Below are 18,743 nucleotides of genomic sequence, written 5' to 3' on the forward strand. Positions count from 1 at the left end.
GTAGCGTTAAGATGAGCATCAAGACCGAAACCAGCGACGGCGCGGTTGCCGAATATGTCACCGCCGTGATCGGCGGCCAGCTGTTCGGATTGCCGATCTCGCGGGTGCAGGACGTGTTCATGCCGGAACGGCTGACGCGGGTGCCGCTGTCCTCGGTGGAGATCGCGGGCGTCCTGAACCTGCGCGGCCGCATCGTCACCGTGATCGACATGCGCGCGCGGCTCGGCCTTGCCAAGGCCGACGACGGCAAGCCGCCGATGGCGGTCGGCGTCGACCTGCGCGGCGAGTCCTATGGCCTCCTGATCGACCAGATCGGCGAGGTGCTGCGGCTGCCCGAGGACGGCCGCGAGGAGAACCCGGTCAATCTCGATCCGCGCATGGCCAAGCTCGCTGGCGGCGTTCATCGCCTCGACGGCCAGCTCATGGTCATCCTCGATGTCGATCGCGTGCTCGAGCTCGCACAAGACAAGATGGCTGCCTAGTGCGGCGCATTCGGAGCGCCGATCGATTCCTCTGCGTATTCTCGATCGGAACTTCGATTCAAAGCCGCGCTAGATTCACAGTTGCTGGTAGCACCAGGCCCTCGATGACGAGGCGATATGCACGAGAGTATTGGGTCGGAAAAACCTGAGGGGCTGACATGAGAACATGCCTTGTAGTCGACGATTCGAGCGTCATTCGAAAGGTTGCGCGACGTATCCTGGAAGGGTTGGATTTCCAGATCCTGGAGGCCGAGGACGGCGAGCAGGCGCTGGAGATCTGCAAGCGCGGCCTGCCCGACGCCGTCCTGCTCGACTGGAACATGCCGGTGATGGACGGCTACGAGTTTCTCGGCGCCCTCAGGCGCATGCCCGGAGGCGACGCGCCGAAAGTGGTGTTCTGCACCACGGAGAACGACGTCGCTCACATCGCCCGCGCACTGCATGCGGGCGCCAACGAATACATCATGAAGCCGTTCGACAAGGACATCGTGACGGCCAAATTCATGGAAGTTGGATTGATCTGAAGCGTTTCCTCCGGGACGAACAGACGCCGTTCAGTATTGCGTTCGGCGTCGTCGTTCCGGTTCGGCCCTGGCCTGTTTGGTGAACAATGAGCGTCGCGTTAGCAAGTTCCTCGATCCCGGGCTCGAGCAGCCAGGAGCCGCTGCGGGTGATGGTCGTCGACGATTCCGTCGTGATCCGCGGAATGATCTCCCGTTGGATCGGGTCCGAGCCGGACATGGTCGTGGTCGCCTCGCTCAGGACAGGACTTGAAGCGGTCAACCAGCTCGATCGCGCCAATCCCGATGTTGCCGTGCTCGATATCGAAATGCCGGAGCTCGACGGCATCGCGGCATTGCCGCGAATGCTGGCCAAGAAGCGCAACCTCGCCGTGATCATGGCCTCGACGCTGACGCGCCGCAACGCGGAGATCAGCTTCAAGGCGCTGTCGCTGGGCGCCGCCGATTACATCCCGAAGCCGGAAAGCACGCGTCAGCCGGACGCCGCCGACACCTTCCACCACGATCTGATTCAGAAGATCCGCACCTTGGGCGGCAAGGCGCGCCGCGCCGGACATGGAGCGCCGCTGCATGCGCCGACGCTGGTGCCGCTGCCGGAGCACAGGCCGGCCACCGTGCGTCCGCTCATCGCGCCCGTGTCCTCGCACGCGATGCCTGCCGCGCCGATGGCGCTGGCACGCCGTCCCTTCAGCTCGCAGACGCCGCGTGTGCTGCTGATCGGCTCCTCCACGGGCGGGCCGCAGGCGCTGATGTCGCTGGTGACGGACCTCGGCCCGGTGATCGATCGTGTCCCGGTCCTGATCACCCAGCACATGCCGCCGACCTTCACCACCATTCTGGCCGAGCATCTGGCGCGCGCAAGCCGGCGACCGGCGCATGAAGCGATCGACGGCGAAACGATCAAGGCAGGCCAGATCTATCTGGCTCCGGGCGGGCGCCACATGCGTGTCGCGCGCCACGGTGCCGATGTCGTGATCGCGCTCGATAACGGGCCGCCGGTCAATTTCTGCAAGCCGGCCGTCGATCCGCTGTTCACCTCCGCGATCGACATCTGGCAGGGCACCACGCTCGCCGTCATCCTGACCGGCATGGGCTCCGACGGCATGCGCGGCGGCAAGGACATCGTCGCGGCCGGCGGCAGCGTGATCGCACAGGACGAGGCCACCAGCGTCGTCTGGGGCATGCCGGGTGCAGCTGCCAATGCCGGCATCTGTGCCGCCATCCTTCCCTTGAATCAGATCGCACCGAAGCTGGTCCGATTGTTCGCAGGAGACCGTTCGTGACGCCTCTGGACTATGAGTATTTGCGTAAGCTCCTGAAGGAACGTTCCGGGCTCGACCTGTCGTCCGACAAGCAGTATCTGGTCGAGAGCCGTCTGCTGCCCGTGGCTCGCCGCACCGGCTTTGCCGGGATATCCGAACTCGTGCAGAAGATGCGAAACGGTTCGGAAACACTGACCACCGAGGTGGTCGAGGCGATGACCACCAACGAGACGTTCTTCTTCCGCGACAAGATTCCATACGATCATCTGCGCGACACGATCCTGCCCGGGCTGATCAAGTCGCGCGCCGCGCGGCGCTCGATCCGCATCTGGTCGGCGGCAAGCTCGACCGGCCAGGAGCCCTATTCGATCGCGATGTGCCTGCGTGAATATGGACCGGCGCTGTCGGGCTGGCGCATCGAGATCGTGGCCACCGATCTGTCGCAGGAGGTGCTGGAGAAGTCCAAGGCGGGCCTGTACAGCCAGTTCGAGGTGCAGCGCGGCCTGCCGATCCAGCTGCTGGTGAAATACTTCACCCAGCTCGGCGAGTTCTGGCAGCTCAGCGCCGACATCCGCGGCATGGTCCAGCACCGGCAGCTCAATCTGCTGCAGGACTTCTCCCATCTCGGCAAGTTCGACATCATCTTCTGCCGCAACGTGCTGATCTATTTCGATCAGGAGACCAAGGCTCGGATCTTCGAGCGCCTCGCCAAGGTGCTCGAGCCCGACGGCACGCTGATCCTCGGTGCGGCGGAGTCCGTGGTCGGGATCACCGATATCTTCCGGCCGAGCCAGGAGCGGCGCGGCCTCTACCAGCTCAATCCGGCGCGCGGCGCGCGACCGGGGTCTGCAACCCTGCCGCCGGGGCTGAAGGTGGTGGCCGCGCGCTGATTTCTCCGCCCGGGTTCGGACCGCCGCGTTCGTCCTTGCCTCGCCGTCCACTCGCATTCGTCGCAGAATGAATCGCGAGGGCCGGGAACTTTGCCTCTTGCTGCGCGTTGGCGCCGGTTATGTCCGGGGTAGACCGCGCATCGATGCAGGGGGCTGAATGAAGGCGGGTCTGCGTCCCAAGATCGTGGCGGGGGAGCTTCCCGTCATCGCAAAGTCCCCGACGGGCATCGACGGGCTGGACGAGGTCACCTTCGGGGGGCTGCCCAAGGGGCGGCCAACTCTGCTGTGCGGCGCCGCCGGCTGCGGCAAGACGCTGTTTGCGATGACCTTCCTGTATAACGGCGCGGTTCAATTCGGCGAACCCGGCGTCTTCATCGCGTTCGAGGAGCACCCCGAAGACCTGATCAAGAATGTCGGCTCGCTCAGCTACGACATCGAGAAGCTCATCGGCGACAAGAAGATCGCCGTCGACCACATTCATCTCGACCGCAACGAGGTCGAGGAGGCCGGCGAATACGATCTCGAAGGCCTGTTCATCCGCATCGGTTTTGCGATCGACGCGATCGGGGCCAAGCGTGTCATCATCGACACGATCGAGACGCTGTTCGGCGGCCTGGACAACCAGGCCGTGTTGCGCTCCGAGCTGCGCCGCCTGTTCGAGTGGCTGAAGTCCAAGGGCGTGACCGCCATCATCACCGGCGAGCGCGGTGACGGCACGCTGACGCGCTACGGGCTTGAGGAATATGTCGCCGATTGCGTGATCCTGCTCGACAACCGGGTTCACGACCAATTGTCGACCCGTCGGTTGCGCGTAGTAAAATATCGCGGCACCGCCCACGGTACTAACGAATACCCCTTCATCATCGACCAGGATGGCGTGACGGTGATGCCGATCACCTCGTCAGGCCTGGCGCATGACGCGTCCACCGAGCGCGTTTCCACCGGAATTCCCGATCTTGACGCGATGCTGGAGAGCAAGGGCTATTACAAGGGCTCCAGCATCCTGATTTCAGGCATGGCCGGCTCTGGCAAGTCGACGGTAGCCGCGCATTTCGCCGACTCGATCTGCGGCTCCGGTCAGCGCTGCATCTATTTCGCGCTGGAGGAATCGCCCCAGCAGATCGTGCGCAACATGCGCTCCGTCGGCCTCGATCTCCAGAGATGGGTCGATCGCGGCTTGCTGCGCTTCTCGGCGCGCCGGCCGAACCTCTACGGGCTGGAGACGCACCTCGCCGCCATGCATCGCGAGGTCAAGGAGTTTGATCCCGCCGCCGTGGTGGTCGATCCGATCTCGGCGTTGATGGGGGCTGGGGTGGCAGGCGATGTGCATTCGATGACCCTGCGGCTGATCGATTTCCTCAAGTCGCGCGCCATCACAGCGGTGTTGACCAATCTGGGCGGCGGGGCTGCGGACAGTGCGACCACCGAAATGCAGATCTCCTCGCTGACGGACACCTGGCTCCTGCTCTACAATCGCGAAAGCAATGGTGAGCACAACCGCCAGCTCTATTTGTTGAAGTCGCGTGGCATGGCGCATTCCAACCAGGTGCGGGAGTTTCTGATGACCTCCGACGGCATTCGCTTGCGGGAGGTCTATGTCGGGCCGGAGGGGGTGCTGACCGGCTCGGCGCGGCTGGTCCAGGAGGCCAAGGATCGCGCCGATCGTCGGCTGCGCGAACAGGAGATCGAGCGCCGCGCCCGGGAGGTGGAACGTCGCCGCCACGAGATCAGCTTGCAGATCGAGGCGCTCAAGGCTCAGCTCGCGAGCGAAGAGAGCGAAATTTCGTACTTGAATCGCGACGTCCACGCGCGGGAGGGTCAGCTCTCCGCTGACCGGGCCGCGATGGTGATCAGCCGCACATCCAACCGTGGGGCCAGCCGGCCTTCCGATACCAGGACATCCAGGAAGTGACGGCCGCAATGACCGAAAATGACGGCTACAATCTCCGCCTTTACGTGGCGGGACAGACTCCCAAATCGGTTGCGGCGATCGCCAACCTGAAAAAGCTATGTGAGACCCATCTGCCGGGGCGCTACACGATCGAGGTGATCGACCTGATGAGGGATCCGGCGCTGGCGCAGCGCGACCAGATCGTGGCGATCCCGACCCTGATCCGGCAGCTGCCGGAGCCGTTGAAGCGGATCATCGGTGACCTCTCGAATGCCGAGAAGGTGCTGGTCGGTCTCGATATCGCACCGAGTTGATGGAGCGGGCGTGATCTCGCCGACCACGACAACGCAGGCAGACCGGCCGCGCAACGAGGCGGAAGAGACCGTCGAGGCGATCCACCGCGGCAAGGTCGATGCCGTGGTGGTGCAAGGTCCGGAAGGTCCGCAAGTCCTGATGCTGCAGGGGGCGGATGCTCCCTATCACATCCTGGTCGAGCGCATGAGCGATGGCGCGTTGACGCTCGATGGCACCGGCAGCATCGTCTATGTCAATTCCAGGCTCTGCTCGCTGACGGCGCAGAACGCGGCCCAGCTGGTGGGCCGAAGCTTTGCCTCGCTGTTTGCAGGTACCGTGCCGGAGCAGAGCGCGGGCGACACGGCAAGCGAAGCCCAGCTCAAGCGCGCCGGCGGCGATTGCCTGCCGGTCTCGGTGTGGATGCGGCAGATGGTCATGGGGGGCGTCGTCGCGACGCTCGTCACCTTGACCGATCTGTCGATCCATCGCCGCGCCGAGGAGGTCGCGAGCGCCGAGCGCTTCGCGCGATCGATCCTGGAGCAGGCCACCGATGCGATCGTGGTTCTGGCGCTGGACGGGCGCATCACCCATGCGAGCGGCGTTGCGGAGCAGCTCGCAGGCAGCTCGCCGGTCGGGCAGCCGTTCTCGGAGGCGTTTCCGCTCGACGCGCTGAGCGCACGGCATCAGGGCGCGTTGGCGCGCTTCTCGCGCGAGAGTCTCGATCATGCGCTGGCGACCAAGCCGTTTCATGGGCTCGAAGTGAAATTGCGCAAGGAGGGGCTGGCAGGGCGTTCGTTCCTGCTCAGCGCAGGGCCGCTGGTGAACGAGACCAAGGATGTGGTGGGCTCGATCGTCACCTTGACCGACATCACCGAGCGCAAGCGGGCCGAAGAGCAACAGACAGTGCTCGTCGCCGAGCTCAATCATCGCGTCAAGAACATCCTGGCGATCGTTCAGTCGGTGGCCGGCCAGACCTTGCGCACCGCGCCATCCCTGCCGGCCTTCAACAAGGCGTTCTCCGGCCGTATCCAGGCCGTCTCGATCGCCCACGACATCCTCACCCAGACGCGTTGGATCGGCATCGGCCTCAATGAATTGCTGGGGACCGTGCTCGCGCCCTACGGCCTCAGCGAGGGGCGGCTGACGACGGACGGCGCCTCCGTGCTGCTCGGGGCGCGTCTGGTGCTTCCGCTCTCGATGGTTTTGCACGAGCTTGCCACCAATGCTTCGAAATATGGTGCGCTGTCCAAGTCGTTCGGAAAGGTCGCGATCTCCTGGCGCCTGCTCGACGACCGCCACAGGCTCGAATTGACTTGGCTGGAGCGCGGCGGACCGCCGGTCGAGCGTCGCGGCGCGCGCGGCTTTGGCACCAAGCTGATCGACCGCGTGGTGCGGTTTGACCTGGATGGCGAGGCCATCTTTGATTTCGCGCCGGAAGGTCTTTGCTGTGTACTCGGCTTTGCCCTCAGCGCCGAGACCTCGCCGCAGGAGCTGCCGGCTTCGGCCGTGCAGTCCGACTAATCAGCTCTTTCCAAAGCTAGCTCCTGGAAAAGGTCTCCTCGCAGATCCGCCGCAGCGCCTTCTCGCCGAACGGCTTTGCGAGGCGCGGCAGCGAGCGGAATGCAGGCGGATACAGCGTGGCGTCGTCGTAGCCCGAGGTGATGACCAGCTTGAGCCTCTGCTCGATCAGGCGCGGCAGGACCGCGAAGATCTGTTCGCCGCGCAAGTTGACGTCCAGCAGCGCGCCGTCGAGCCCGCCGCGTTCGGCCTCCTCCAGCACCTCTGATACCCGCGACACCGGGCCGACCACCTCGCAGCCAAAGCTCTGCAGGATCGTCTCGAGTTCGAGCGCGATCAGCCCCTCGTCCTCGGCAACCAGGATGCGCAGTCCGGCCAGGGAGGAATTTGTCGTCGCCATGGGGATACGGGGGCTAGTTGCCGAAACTCGGTCGCGGTCAGGTTCGCGCCTGCCTTTCTAGCGCTCCCCGGAGCGGAGTCGAGGTGTTTTCCGGCGGCTATGCCGGAATGAGGCGCGACGATGCGTCGCCCTCAAATGATCGCATGCGGCAGGAAACGGGAGCTGTTGCCGGTGATCGGGGTCGCGTCTTCCCGGATCGACACTCCGCAGGGCTCATGCGCCACCAGCCAGCTGCCGACCACCGGGAACACGCCGCCGAAATCCGGCAGCGGCGCGAGGGCCTGGCGGATGAACCCTTCGGCCCCATAGGGGCCATCCTGCGCGCTCACCGCGACCCCGTCGGAGACCAGGCTGACATTGGCGCCCTCGCGGGAAAACAACGGCTTGCGGACGAAGCTGGGGCCGATGCCGGCCGCCTTCGGATCGTCCTCGAAAAAGGCCGGCAGAAGATTGGGATGCCCTTCGAACATCTCCCAGAGCAGCGGCAGGATTCCCTTGTTGGACAGGATCGCTTTCCACGGCGGCTCGACCCAGCGCGTCGCAGCCTGCTCGAGCCGCGCGCCGAATGTATCCTGAAACATCCATTCCCAGGGATAGAGCTTGAACACCAGCCCGATCGCAGTGCCGTCGAGATCGACGAAGCCGCCGCCCTCGCGCCAGCCGATGTCTTCGATGTCGAGGACCGTGGTCGCGAGCCCGGCTTGGCTTGCGGTGTCGGCAAGATAGGTAAGCGTCCCGGCATCCTCGCTATCGCCGGTGAGGCCGGTCAGATGCAGATGATGGCTGCCGCCAAGTTCTTGCCAGCGTGCGATCAGTCGTTCGTGGATCGAATTATACTGGTCGGCCCGCGGCGGGATGATCCGCCGCTCGATCGCCTGTTCGAGCCAGGTCCATTGGAACACCGCCGCCTCGAAGATCGAGGTCGGGGTGTCCGCATTGTATTCGAGCAGCTTCGCCGCACCGCGACTGCCATAGCTGAGATCCAGCCGGCCATAGAGACTCTTGTCGTCGCGCTGCCAGCTTTCGGCGAGCAGCGGCCAGAAGGCTTGCGGGATTTTCAGCCGGCGCAGCAGGCGTTCGTCTTCGAGAATGCGGCCGATAGCTTCGAGGCACATCTCCTCGATCTCGGCCGTCGGAGTCTCGATGTCGCGCTCGATCTCCTCGAGTGTGAACGCGTAGTAGGCGCGCTCGTCCCAGTAGCGTTCGCCGTCGATCGTGTGGAAGTCAAATCCACATTGCACGGCGGTGTCTTGCCAGTCGTTACGTTCCGGACAGGCGATGCGCCGCATATGATCATCTAGCCGCCGGCGTGACCGCCGTGACCATGCGCGCCATGGCCATGCCCATAACCGCCATGACCATGACCATGGAAGCGATGCATGGCGCCGCCGAAGCCGCCATGGACCGCGCGACAATAAAGCATCCCATCCGGCCCGGGCACCGCTTCGAGCCCGGGGCCGCAGCGCCGCGCAGGTGTGAAGCCCATGGAGACGGCGCCAACCGCCGCAGTCCCCATCATCGTCAGCACCACCCGGCGCGACCGTTTCATCGCTGGCTTGATCCCAAAGAGTCAGATCCCAAAAGAGGGAGATCCCAAAGAGTCAGAAGAGTCTTTTGTTATGATTTTGTAGTCTGTGTCAAAGATCCATGCTCGATTCACCACATAATCGCGGAGATTTCACGGCGATCGCGCGACAAAATCTCAGCCGCCACCGGAAAAGCCGAATGCATGCGCAAAGGAGCCGAAGCCGCCGCGCGTGACATGGCTCGACGCAGCGTCAGCCGTTGGCGCCGTGCTTCGGTGACCGTCGCTATCACTGTCGAAGAAGCTGTAGTGCGAGGCGTGTCCGGACCCGCCGCTGCCGCCGCCGGATCGTCGCGTGCAATCAGTCCTGACATCATCGGCTTGCCTCGGTATGTTTGGCTGAGGATCACAGGTCCGCTCGCTCGGCATCAGCGCATAAGCGCTGCCGCCGACCGCAAGCGTGCCCATCAGCAGCAATGCGACATGACCGGAACGTTTGGCGGGCGGCGCAGAGACCTGCGACCGACGCGGCCTGCGCTTGCCGAACTCGGTGCGATGCTCGGTCATGATCAGGTGATCATCGATGCGGCGTTGAGCGCACCGGCCGAGAGCGAGGCGAGACCGAGCCAGATCGCGGGCGCAAGCTCACCGGCTGCGATCCGCTGCGACAGGTTCGGCACCGGAATCCTGACGAGATAATAGACGATGACCTGGACGATCAGGGCGATCAGCGCCCAGATCAGGCAGTCCAACACATTGGCCGAATGGGCGATCGCGCTGACCAGGGGCAGGGTGAAGCCGAGCAGGCTCAGACCGAGCGCGACCGCCGCCGCCGGATCATTGTCGCGGATCAGCTGGAATTCGTTGTGCGGCGTGACGCGCGTGTAGACGAACAGGTACGCCGTGACCGCAATGATCGCGGTGCCGAAGTACACGAGGAATGCCGGCAGCCCGGCGAGCGATTGCAGGATCATGAGGGTCGGCCGAATGACGTCGTCAGGGGTTGGTCGCCGCATCCTGCGCTGCGGTTCGATGCCGTTTCGTAAACAAGCAGAAGCATCGGCTGCGAATTCCTGAGCAGATTGTGAACCAGTTCATGGAGGGAAACGCAACCTCAGGTGACATTCGGACGAGGGGGTGACCGATGGCGACCGGGTTCAACAAGGACGTTCTGCCGCTGTTTCGGGACGTCGACATCGACTGCATGAACGCGAAAGGCGTTCATCTCGGCGACGCGCAATGGATGTGCGACGTCTCGGCAAACGAGGATTTCCAGGATCACGCCAATGCACGTCGCGTCTACGCGGCGCTGTCGTCCGGCTTCATGCCACCGGGTCACCGGTGGCCGCAGGCCGCACTGTCCATTTATTCGAATTGGATGCTGGACGGATTCCAGCCTTAGACGAAGGGATTGCACCCGTGAGATATTTGATAGCAGGGACATTTGCTTTGGGACTGAGCGCCGTTGCGGCTGGTTCGGCCCAGGCCCAGTCGGCGTCGAACCCCGCCCTGAATGCGCCGGACCAGGTAGCATGGCAGCTCTTCATCCAGGTCAATAGCCGGGCTGGCGGCAGCAACTCGGTATTCGAAACCTGGGCCAGCGACACCGACACGTTCCAGCCGACTCCGCAATTCCCCACCGCGCCGACGCCCCCGTCGTTGCGGCGGCCGGTGCTGCCGCAGGTCGCGCGGGACGGTGTGCAGGCGGCTGGCGGCCTGTTGCCCGCATTGCCGCCGGGCATCTCGGACGGTGTGACCGAGGAAACCCGGCGCAACAAGGCGACGTTTGACTTCATCGTCCAGAACGATCTGTACAAGGTGTCCGGGCTGAAGGCGGCGTTCGGCAAGAATCTGTCATTTCCCGTCGACGCGGTCGAGGTGAAGGCCAATTGGGTACCGGTCAGCGCCATTCCGGCGTTCACCAACAACCGTGTCACGATCGCGCAGGTGCCGCAGCTCTATCACGTCAACAGCGCCGGTGGCGTGCAGTATGCGCTGGTGGCGATGCACGTGATCAGCAAGCTGGTGCCGAATTGGACCTGGGCCACGTTCGAGCAGAAATCCAATCCCGCGCGCTGCGACATCCTCGGCTGCCGGGACGCATTCGGCGCGCAGCAGGCGGTCGTGCCCTCCAATCGCACGGCGGGGCAGGGCTATCCGGATTGCGTCAAGACGCCGGCTCTCGCTGCGCTGCTCAAGGCCGCGGATATCGATCCGGTCTACGAGAACTACTGCCTGAAGGGCTCGCAGGCCGATTTCGTCGACAATGTCGGCCTCGATATCCGCGTCGGCAACTCGGTCACGGAGGACGGCTTCGTGGCGACCGCGTCATGCATGACATGCCATGGCCGCGCGGCGTGGAACAAGAACGGGCAGGCGACCTCGCAGGCCGGCTTCCTGTCGTTCAGTCCGAATGGTCCGATCGGTCCGCTCGGCGCGCTGCTGCCGAACTGGTATTGGAGCTTCAACTCGCAGCCGCCGATCTTCGAGGGCAAGCCGGGCCTCACGCGCACCGCAACGTCCGCCGACTTCGTCTGGTCGATTCCGTTCTGCGCGATCGACGATACCCAGTCGCCGGTGCCGCAGTCCAATTGCGCGGGTAAGTGATTCCGGGGGCGGCATGACCGGGCACAAGGTCGCGCTCTCCGGCAGTCTTCGCATCCCGCCTGAGGGTGCGACCTTGATCGGCGACGTCGATCCGGACGAGCCGCTCAGCGTCGTCGTTCACGTCAAGCGCCGCACGCCCGACATGTTCGCGCCGGGCAGTGCCGGCGATCTCGCCCGCCTCGCCGGCAAGCCGCTCACGCGCCGCGCGCTGGCCGCGCAGCGCCGTCGTACCCATGCGCGGGCGGCCGCGCGGATCGAGAAGCTCGCGCGGGCCTCGGGGCTCAAGGTCGGTGACATCGACCTCCCCCAGCGCACCGTCGTGATCGAAGGCACGGCGCGGCAGATGGCGGACATGTTCGGCGCCACCTTGCGGTGCTACGACGATGGCCGGCATCAATTCCGCGCGCGGGTCGGTCAACTGATGCTGCCGTCCGAGATCGCGCCGTGGACGCGCGCCGTTCTCGGCTTCGATCAGCGGCCGCTGGCGGCGCCGGCCCATCGGCTGCAGCCGCAGGCCGGTGACGGCACCGGCGTGGGTCTTTGGCCCAGCGAGATCGCCTCGCTCTACGGCATCCCGACCGATCGCGACGTATCCTCGGTCTGTGTCGGTATCGTCGCGCTCGGCGGCGGCTATCTCGCGTCCGACCTCGCGACGGCGATGGCCGCGATGGGCCGATCCGTGCCTGATGTCATCGATGTCACGGTGGAGGGCGACGGCAATCAGTTCGTCGACGGCTTCAGCCTGGCAGAGCAGGAGATTGCGCTCGATCTTCAGGTCGCGGCCAGCCTGCTGCCGAAGGCCCGCATCGTCGTGTATTTCGCCAACAATTCGACGGACAGCCTGACGCGCGCGGTTCATCGTGCGGTGTTCGACGACGTCAACCGCCCGCAGGTGGTCTCGGTGAGCTGGGGCAACAGCGAGCGGAGCTGGACGGATACCAGCCGCGACGCGATGCAGGCGGTGCTCGCGGATGCGATCAGGCTGCGCGTCAGCGTCACATTCGCGGCCGGTGATCTGCTGGCGACCGGCGGCCTCACGGATGGCAGGCTGCATGTCTGGTTTCCGGCCTCCAGCCCCTATGCGCTCGGCTGCGGCGGCACGGCGCCGACCCTGAACGAGGCGGGGAGCGCGGTCGTCACGGAAGCGGTCTGGAACCAGGCGCCGATCGGCACCGGCGGCGGCATCAGCGACGTCTTTCCGATTCCTGCCTATCAGTCGGGGCTGGCGCTGCCGGTCTCGCTCAATGATGGCGCGGTGCGCCGTGGCGTGCCCGACGTTGCCTGCGCCGCCGCCGATCGACCCGGCTACCGCATCGTGCTCAACGGGCAGGAGGTGGTGAAGGATGGCACCAGTGCAGCGACACCGCTATGGGCCGCCCTGCTCGCCATGGCGAATGCGGGGCGCGAGACGCCGGTCGGCTTCGTCAATTCCGCGCTCTATTCCAATTCGGCGCTGTGCCGCCTCATCACCAAGGGCGACAATCGCGTCGACGGCCGCGGCTATGATGCCGGCCCCGGCTGGAGCGCCTGCACCGGGCTCGGTGTGCCGAAGGGCGCCGACATCCTCGCGGTGCTGGGCTCGCTTCCCACCGTATAGGCAGGTTGCATTACGAGGCTGCGGCTTGGTCAAGCATCTGCAGCACGGAATCGCCGGTCTTGCGCGTATGCTGGCTCAGCGCATCCGCAAACCCATCCGCGTCGCGGGCGCACAGAAGTGCCATGAAGGCTTCATGCTCCGTGACCGACTCGCTCCAGCGCCTTGCGTCGTAATTGGCCACCGCACGGGCGCGGAATACGTTTCGCTGCAGCGCGCTCCACATGTTGAACAACACGTCGTTGCCGGCGAGCCTCGTGATCTCGGTGTGGATCTGCTGGTTCAGCCGGAAATAGGCGGCGCGTTGCGCGGCCCGATGCAGCGCCACGAGCTCGGCATGCATCGCCTCCAGCCCGGCGATGTCGTCAGCTGATGCGCGACTTGCGGTCTGGAAGCCGGCGGCGCGGTCGAGCGCGACCATCACGTCGAAGATCTGGGCGATCTCGGTCCGATCGATCGGCGTCACCACGGGGGTGCGATGCGGCCGCAATTCGATCAGGCCCTCGGCCGCGAGAATCTTGAACGCTTCGCGCAGCGGCGTGCGCGAGACGCCGAAGGTCTCGCACAGCATGCGCTCGGGCAGCGGCGCGCCGGCGGCGAGCTCGCCGTCGACGATCATCTCGCGCACCTTGGCGACGAGCTGATCGTGCAGCGACATGCGCTCCAGCGGGCGTTTCGAATGGTCGGACGACAGTTTGAGCCGGGCCGGCTTGAAGCGCGTCTTCAGCCGCGTCCGGGAGGCGGATGTGCTCATGCTGGCGACGCCGCTCCGCGAATGATGTGCCTGGAAAGCAGGCGCTGCGCCCAAGGATCGGGCATTTATTGCTCCATAAACTTACGGTCTAGCTATTGATTATACGTCAAAAAAATGAAATTGCATACCGCATCCAGATGGCACGTCGCTTGCTAACCACTTTGTTGCTCGTCTGCTGACCCATTTGCGTCGACCATGGAGATCGAAGTGACACGATGTCTGCTCGCCTTTCTGACCGCCCTGGTGCTGGCCTGGCCCATGCAGGGCTTCGCCCAGGACGAGGCCAAGATCAAACTGGGCTATGCCAAATGCGCGCATTGCACGCCGATGTCGCTGACGCCGCAATTCGCGAAAGGCGTCGAGATCGACGCGGTCAGCTTCAACACCGGCACCGATGCGCTGACCGCGCTGGTCTCCAAGAACATCGATGTCGCGCAGGTGACCTATCTGCATTACGCGATCGCGCTGGATAAGGGCTTCGACGTGGTCGCCATTTCCGGCCAGGTCAATGGCGGTTCGGCGCTGCTGCTTTCCAACGATCTCGACGTCCCGCAGAACGATTGGGGCGCGCTGAAGAAGCTGATCGCGAAGTACAAGGCCGATGGCAAGCCGTTCCGCGTCGCCGCCTCGCGCGGCAATGCGCAGGACATCCACATGCGCGGCGCCTTCGCCAAGCAGGGCATCGACATCAACAAGGACGTGCAGTTCGTCAACATCCCGAACCCGTCCGACCATCTGCAGGCGTTGCGCCGTGGCGAGGTCGAGCTGATCTGCACGGTCGAGCCGTTCGCCACCCAGATCATGCAGGCCAAGGCCGCGAAGTTCTTCGGCTTCCCCTATGATCAGGCCGCCGGCAAGCTGACCAACCTGATCGTCACCCGCTCCGATGTCATTGCCGCCAAGCCGAAGGCGCTGGAAGAGACGGTGCGCGCGGTGGTCAAGGTCGACGAGCATATCGCGGCCGACAAGCCGGCGCTGGTCGAAGTGATCTCGAAGATCACCGGTCTCGACAAGACGATCGCGACCGGTGCGATCGAGAATCTCGATCCCGATCCGAAGATGTACCGGGCATCTGCCGTGGCCATCGCCACCATGATGCGCGATCTCAAATACATCAATTCGGACGTGTCGGCCGCGGTCGAGAAGAACATGGATTATCGCTTCCTGGAAGCGGCGACCGGCAAGCCGAAATCCGAGCTCGGCTATTGAGATGAGCGCACTTGCTCACATCAGGAAGCTTGATCGCTACCTCGTTCCCGTTCTCATTCTTGCGGGATGGGAGGCGTTCTCGCGCTCCGGCGCGCTGCCGGCGGCATTGCTGCCGGCGCCCTCGACCGTGCTCCTGGCTTGGGCGGATTGGGTGTTCGGCACCGACGGCAACACCCAGACCTACAGCGCGCATTGGTTCTTCGACATGGCCGCGAGCCTGTCGCGCGTCGCCGCGGGCTTTGCCATCGCCACCGCGCTCGGTGTCGCGTTTGGCGTCGCCATCGGCTGGTCGCGCGCGACCGAGATCGTGATCGAGCCGACGCTGCAGATGCTGCGGCCGATCCCGCCGGTGTCGTGGATTCCGCTCGCCATCATCTGGTTCGGCATCGCCAACAAGCCCGCGATCTTCCTGGTGTTCCTCGGAGCGTTCTTCCCGATCCTGCTCAACACCATCCACGGCGTGAAGAGTTGCGACCGCAATCTGATCCGCGCCGGCGCGATGGTCGGCGGCAGCGAGCGCAAACTCTTGCGCTACATCGTGGTGCCGGCGGCGCTGCCCAGCATCTTCGCCGGCTTGCGCATCGGCATCGGCTCGGCCTGGATGCTGACGGTCACCGCCGAAATGGTCGCGGTGAAGAGCGGCCTCGGCTATGTGCTGTGGGATTCCTATTACTTCCTGCGCTACGACCTCGTGCTGGCGGCGATGGCGAGCATCGGGCTGCTCGGCTTCCTCAGCGATCTCGGCATCCGCATGATCATGGCGCGCGTGCTGCATTGGCAGCGCAACACCACCTTGCGCGGCGGAGAGTGACATGGCGACAATCGATATTTCCCACGTCTCCAAGATCTTCCGGGACGCCAAGCGCAGCTCGAACGTCACCGCGCTCGACGACATCAACATCTCGGTCGCCCGCAATCAGTTCCTCTGCCTGCTGGGGCCGAGCGGCTGTGGCAAGTCCACGCTGCTCAACATGATAGCGGGTTTCGAGCAGCCGAGCAGCGGCAGCATCTGCATCGACGGCCAGCCGGTGACGGCGCCCGGCGCCGATCGTGGCGTCGTGTTCCAGCAGGCCAACCTGATGCCGTGGCTGCCGGTGTGGGAGAACGTCGCCTTTCATCTCTTGCTCAGCGGCAGCCAGAAGGGCGAGCGCCGCGCCAGGGCACAGACCTATATCGACATGGTGGGCCTCACCGGCTTCGAGAACCATTATCCGTCCGAGCTCTCCGGCGGCATGAACCAGCGCGTCGGCATCGCGCGTGCGCTCTTGATGAATCCGCAGGTGATCCTGATGGACGAGCCATTCGGCGCGCTCGACGAGCAGACCCGGATGGACATGCAGAACGAGCTGGTGCGCATTTGGCAGCAGCATCAGGGCACGATCGTCTTCGTCACCCACGGCATCGACGAGGCGCTGACGCTCGGCACCCATGTCGCCGTCATGAGCGCGCGGCCCGGCCGCATCCGGGAGATCATCCCGATCGACTTAGCCCGGCCGCGCGACATCACCAGCCCCCAATTCAACGCGATGAAACGGCATATCCTCGAGCTCCTGCGTGGTGAGCGGACGCCGTCCCCCTTGGAAGTGGTCAATCAATGAATAGCAAACGTATTCTCCTGGGCATGCTGACGCCGTCCTCGAACACGGCGCTGGAGCCGATCACCTCGGCGATGGTCTCTGGGCTGCCCGAGGTGTCCGCGCATTTCTCGCGTTTCAAGGTGACGGAAATCGCGCTGTCGGAACAGGCGCTGGCCCAGTTCGACAACAGCAACATCCTGCGCGCGGCCGAGCTTCTGGCCCACGCCAAGGTCGATGTGATCGGCTGGAACGGCACCTCCTCGGGCTGGCTCGGCTTCGAGGCCGACGTGAAGCTGTGCGAGCAGATCTCGGCGGCGACCGGCATTCCCGCTACCACCTCGATGCTGGCGCTGAACGAGATCCTCGAACAGACCAAGGTGACCAGGCTCGGCTATGTCACGCCCTATCGCGATGACGTGCAGGCCAAGATCATTGCCAATTACGAGACGCTCGGCATCACCTGCCAGGCGGAACGGCATCTCGGACTGCAGGACAACTTTTCCTTCTCCGAAGTGACGCCGGCGCAGATCGAGACCATGCTACGCGAAGTCGCGGCCCACAAGCCCGAGGCGATCGCGATCATCTGCACCAACCTGAAGGCGGCGCCGCTGGTCGCACGGCTCGAGCTGGAGCTGGGGATTCCGATCTACGACACCATCGCGACCGTGGTGTGGAAGTGCCTGAAAATGACCGGTGTCGATCCCCGGCGCGTGAGCGAATGGGGCTCGTTGTTTCACAAGCTCGGCTGAAGCCGCGTAGGGAGGCGCGAACATGACCGCGTTCGACACTGTGATCCGCCACGGCACCGTGGTCACGGCCAGCGATATCTATCAGGCCGATGTCGCCATCAAGGACGGTCGCATCGCCGCGATCGGCGAGGCGATCACGGACGCCGCCGAGATCGTCGATGCCTCGGGCCTGTTGGTGCTGCCGGGCGGCATCGACAGCCACGTGCACATCTCGCAGCCGTCCGGTCCGGGCATCGTGATGGCGGACGATTTCGAGAGCGCGACGCGCGCCGCCGCCTTCGGCGGCAACACCTTCGTGATGCCTTATTGTCTGCAGGCCAAGGGCCAGCCGCTGCGCGAGGCGCTGAAGGACTATCATGCACTCGCCGATGCGAGTTGCTACCTCGACCACTCCTTCCATCTGATCGTCTCGGATCCGAGCGAGGCCGTCCTGGGGCAGGAGCTGCCGGCGCTGGTCGCCGACGGCTACACCTCGCTCAAGATCTTCATGACCTACCAGGATTTGGCGCTGAGCGATTTCGAGATTCTCGGCGTGCTCGATGTCGCGCGCGAGACGGGCGCGCTGGTGCAGATCCATGCCGAGAATTACGATGCGATCCGCTTCCTCACCGAGAAGCTCGAGCGCGCCGGCAAGATCGCGCCTTACTTCCACGGCAAGTCGCGGCCGATCGCGGTCGAGCGCGAGGCGACCCATCGCGCGATCTCGCTGGCCGAGCTGATCGATGTTCCGATCGTGATCGTGCACGTCTCCAATCGCGAGGCGATGGAGGAGATCAGGCGGGCGCAGATGCGCGGCCTGAAGATTTTTGGCGAGACCTGCCCGCAATATCTGGTGCTGACCGAGGAGGACATGCAGGGCCTCAACATGGAAGGCGCCAAATATGTCTGCTCGCCGCCGCCGCGCGACAAGGAAAGCCAGCAGGCCTGCTGGGAAGGGCTGCAGCAGGGTGTGTTCGCGCTGTTTTCCAGCGATCATTGCCCGTTCCGCTATGACGACGAGGCCGGCAAGCTGACGCCGAAGGGACGCACCAGCTTCCGCTGGGTGCCGAACGGCATCCCCGGCGTCGAGACCCGGCTGCCGATCCTGTTTTCGGAAGGGGTCGGCAAGGGCCGCATCACGCTGAACCAGTTCGTCGCGTTGACGGCGACCAACCACGCCAAGACCTACGGCCTGAAAAACAAAGGCTCGATCGCGATCGGCTATGATGCCGACATCGCGCTGTGGGATCCGAACAAGACGGCGAAGATCAGCCAAGCCGGCCTGCATCACGGCTCCGACTACACGCCCTATGAAGGCATCGAGATCACCGGCTGGCCGGTCGCGACCCTGCAGCGCGGGAAATTCGTGGTGCGCGACGGTCAGCTGGTTGGCGCCAAAGGCGAGGGCCGCTACCTCACGCGCGGCAAGCCGGGTGGTGTGGCATAGGTCAGCCCCCTCCCCACAAGGGGGAGGGGAGCTGACCGTCTTCG

General features: G+C 64.6%; 21 protein-coding genes. 15 read left to right on the forward strand and 6 right to left on the reverse strand.

Annotation, left to right across the window (positions count from 1 at the left end; translation table 11 throughout):
• The first annotated feature begins 11 nt into the window (after positions 1-11).
• From QXZ85_RS26905 to QXZ85_RS26935, 7 genes are all read left to right on the forward strand, one after another.
• Positions 12-482, forward strand: a complete 471-nt coding sequence (locus QXZ85_RS26905; protein ID WP_315732722.1) for a chemotaxis protein CheW — start codon at positions 12-14, stop codon at positions 480-482.
• 158 nt (positions 483-640) lie between these two features.
• On the forward strand, positions 641-1,006 hold the full coding sequence (locus tag QXZ85_RS26910; RefSeq protein WP_315701264.1) for a response regulator: 366 nt from the start codon (positions 641-643) through the stop codon (positions 1,004-1,006).
• Between the two features lie 86 nt (positions 1,007-1,092).
• Positions 1,093-2,286, forward strand: coding sequence for a chemotaxis response regulator protein-glutamate methylesterase (locus QXZ85_RS26915; protein ID WP_315701263.1), 1,194 nt, complete (start codon positions 1,093-1,095; stop codon positions 2,284-2,286).
• On the forward strand, positions 2,283-3,155 hold the full coding sequence (locus QXZ85_RS26920; protein WP_315730259.1) for a protein-glutamate O-methyltransferase CheR: 873 nt from the start codon (positions 2,283-2,285) through the stop codon (positions 3,153-3,155). The genes QXZ85_RS26915 and QXZ85_RS26920 overlap by 4 nt, the downstream gene beginning before the upstream one ends.
• Before the next feature lie 157 nt (positions 3,156-3,312).
• Positions 3,313-5,067 carry a circadian clock protein KaiC gene (gene kaiC / locus QXZ85_RS26925; RefSeq protein WP_315730258.1) on the forward strand — a complete coding sequence of 585 codons (1,755 nt, stop codon included), beginning with the start codon at positions 3,313-3,315 and terminating at the stop codon, positions 5,065-5,067.
• The gene (locus tag QXZ85_RS26930; RefSeq protein ID WP_315701261.1) at positions 5,064-5,360 is read left to right on the forward strand and encodes a circadian clock KaiB family protein; all 297 of its coding nucleotides are present in this window, start codon (positions 5,064-5,066) and stop codon (positions 5,358-5,360) included. Before kaiC ends, QXZ85_RS26930 begins: the two co-directional genes overlap by 4 nt.
• Before the next feature lie 10 nt (positions 5,361-5,370).
• Positions 5,371-6,861, forward strand: coding sequence for an HWE histidine kinase domain-containing protein (locus tag QXZ85_RS26935; protein WP_316175192.1), 1,491 nt, complete (start codon positions 5,371-5,373; stop codon positions 6,859-6,861).
• Between the two features lie 16 nt (positions 6,862-6,877).
• Here QXZ85_RS26935 and QXZ85_RS26940 read toward each other — a convergent pair whose 3' ends face one another.
• From QXZ85_RS26940 to QXZ85_RS26960, 5 genes are all read right to left on the reverse strand, one after another.
• Entirely contained in the window at positions 6,878-7,258 is a 381-nt protein-coding gene (locus tag QXZ85_RS26940) for a hypothetical protein (protein WP_315701259.1), read from the reverse strand.
• Between the two features lie 131 nt (positions 7,259-7,389).
• The gene (locus tag QXZ85_RS26945; protein ID WP_315701258.1) at positions 7,390-8,547 is read right to left on the reverse strand and encodes a glutathionylspermidine synthase family protein; all 1,158 of its coding nucleotides are present in this window, start codon (positions 8,545-8,547) and stop codon (positions 7,390-7,392) included.
• An 8-nt stretch (positions 8,548-8,555) separates the two neighbouring features.
• On the reverse strand, positions 8,556-8,807 hold the full coding sequence (locus tag QXZ85_RS26950; RefSeq protein WP_315701257.1) for a hypothetical protein: 252 nt from the start codon (positions 8,805-8,807) through the stop codon (positions 8,556-8,558).
• A gap of 153 nt (positions 8,808-8,960) precedes the next feature.
• Positions 8,961-9,350 (reverse strand): hypothetical protein, encoded by a 390-nt coding sequence (locus QXZ85_RS26955; protein WP_315701256.1) that lies wholly within the window; start codon positions 9,348-9,350, stop codon positions 8,961-8,963.
• A gap of 2 nt (positions 9,351-9,352) precedes the next feature.
• On the reverse strand, positions 9,353-9,757 hold the full coding sequence (locus QXZ85_RS26960) for a DUF350 domain-containing protein (RefSeq protein WP_316168359.1): 405 nt from the start codon (positions 9,755-9,757) through the stop codon (positions 9,353-9,355).
• Between the two features lie 170 nt (positions 9,758-9,927).
• On the opposite strand from QXZ85_RS26960, the gene QXZ85_RS26965 reads away from it, so the two are divergent.
• Genes QXZ85_RS26965 through QXZ85_RS26975 form a run of 3 tightly spaced genes read left to right on the forward strand, consistent with a single transcriptional unit; the run spans position 9,928 to position 12,987 of the window.
• Positions 9,928-10,185 carry a hypothetical protein gene (locus QXZ85_RS26965; RefSeq protein WP_315701255.1) on the forward strand — a complete coding sequence of 86 codons (258 nt, stop codon included), beginning with the start codon at positions 9,928-9,930 and terminating at the stop codon, positions 10,183-10,185.
• A gap of 47 nt (positions 10,186-10,232) precedes the next feature.
• Positions 10,233-11,390, forward strand: coding sequence for a hypothetical protein (locus tag QXZ85_RS26970; protein WP_315701254.1), 1,158 nt, complete (start codon positions 10,233-10,235; stop codon positions 11,388-11,390).
• A gap of 13 nt (positions 11,391-11,403) precedes the next feature.
• A complete protein-coding gene (locus tag QXZ85_RS26975) occupies positions 11,404-12,987 on the forward strand; it encodes a S53 family peptidase (RefSeq protein ID WP_315747760.1) in 1,584 nt (527 codons plus the stop codon).
• 10 nt (positions 12,988-12,997) lie between these two features.
• Here the strand turns inward: QXZ85_RS26975 and QXZ85_RS26980 are convergent, their stop codons facing one another.
• Entirely contained in the window at positions 12,998-13,738 is a 741-nt protein-coding gene (locus QXZ85_RS26980; protein ID WP_315728713.1) for a GntR family transcriptional regulator, read from the reverse strand.
• A 258-nt stretch (positions 13,739-13,996) separates the two neighbouring features.
• Here QXZ85_RS26980 and QXZ85_RS26985 point away from each other — a divergent pair, with 258 nt between their 5' ends.
• The 5 genes from QXZ85_RS26985 to hydA are packed head-to-tail and all read left to right on the forward strand — an operon-like array spanning position 13,997 to position 18,699.
• Positions 13,997-14,947: an ABC transporter substrate-binding protein gene (locus tag QXZ85_RS26985; RefSeq protein ID WP_315728928.1), complete on the forward strand. Its 951-nt coding sequence runs from the start codon at positions 13,997-13,999 to the stop codon at positions 14,945-14,947.
• A 1-nt stretch (position 14,948) separates the two neighbouring features.
• Complete coding sequence (locus QXZ85_RS26990; protein ID WP_315728711.1) at positions 14,949-15,758, forward strand: ABC transporter permease; 810 nt, start codon at positions 14,949-14,951, stop codon at positions 15,756-15,758.
• Position 15,759: 1 nt separating this feature from the next.
• Positions 15,760-16,545 carry an ABC transporter ATP-binding protein gene (locus QXZ85_RS26995; protein ID WP_315728709.1) on the forward strand — a complete coding sequence of 262 codons (786 nt, stop codon included), beginning with the start codon at positions 15,760-15,762 and terminating at the stop codon, positions 16,543-16,545.
• Complete coding sequence (locus QXZ85_RS27000) at positions 16,542-17,273, forward strand: aspartate/glutamate racemase family protein (protein WP_315728707.1); 732 nt, start codon at positions 16,542-16,544, stop codon at positions 17,271-17,273. The genes QXZ85_RS26995 and QXZ85_RS27000 overlap by 4 nt, the downstream gene beginning before the upstream one ends.
• Before the next feature lie 22 nt (positions 17,274-17,295).
• The gene (gene hydA, locus QXZ85_RS27005; RefSeq protein ID WP_315728705.1) at positions 17,296-18,699 is read left to right on the forward strand and encodes a dihydropyrimidinase; all 1,404 of its coding nucleotides are present in this window, start codon (positions 17,296-17,298) and stop codon (positions 18,697-18,699) included.
• The last annotated feature ends 44 nt before the right edge of the window (positions 18,700-18,743 follow it).

The organism is Bradyrhizobium sp. SZCCHNGR1005 (assembly GCF_032489995.1).
Classification (GTDB): Bacteria; Pseudomonadota; Alphaproteobacteria; order Rhizobiales; family Xanthobacteraceae; genus Bradyrhizobium.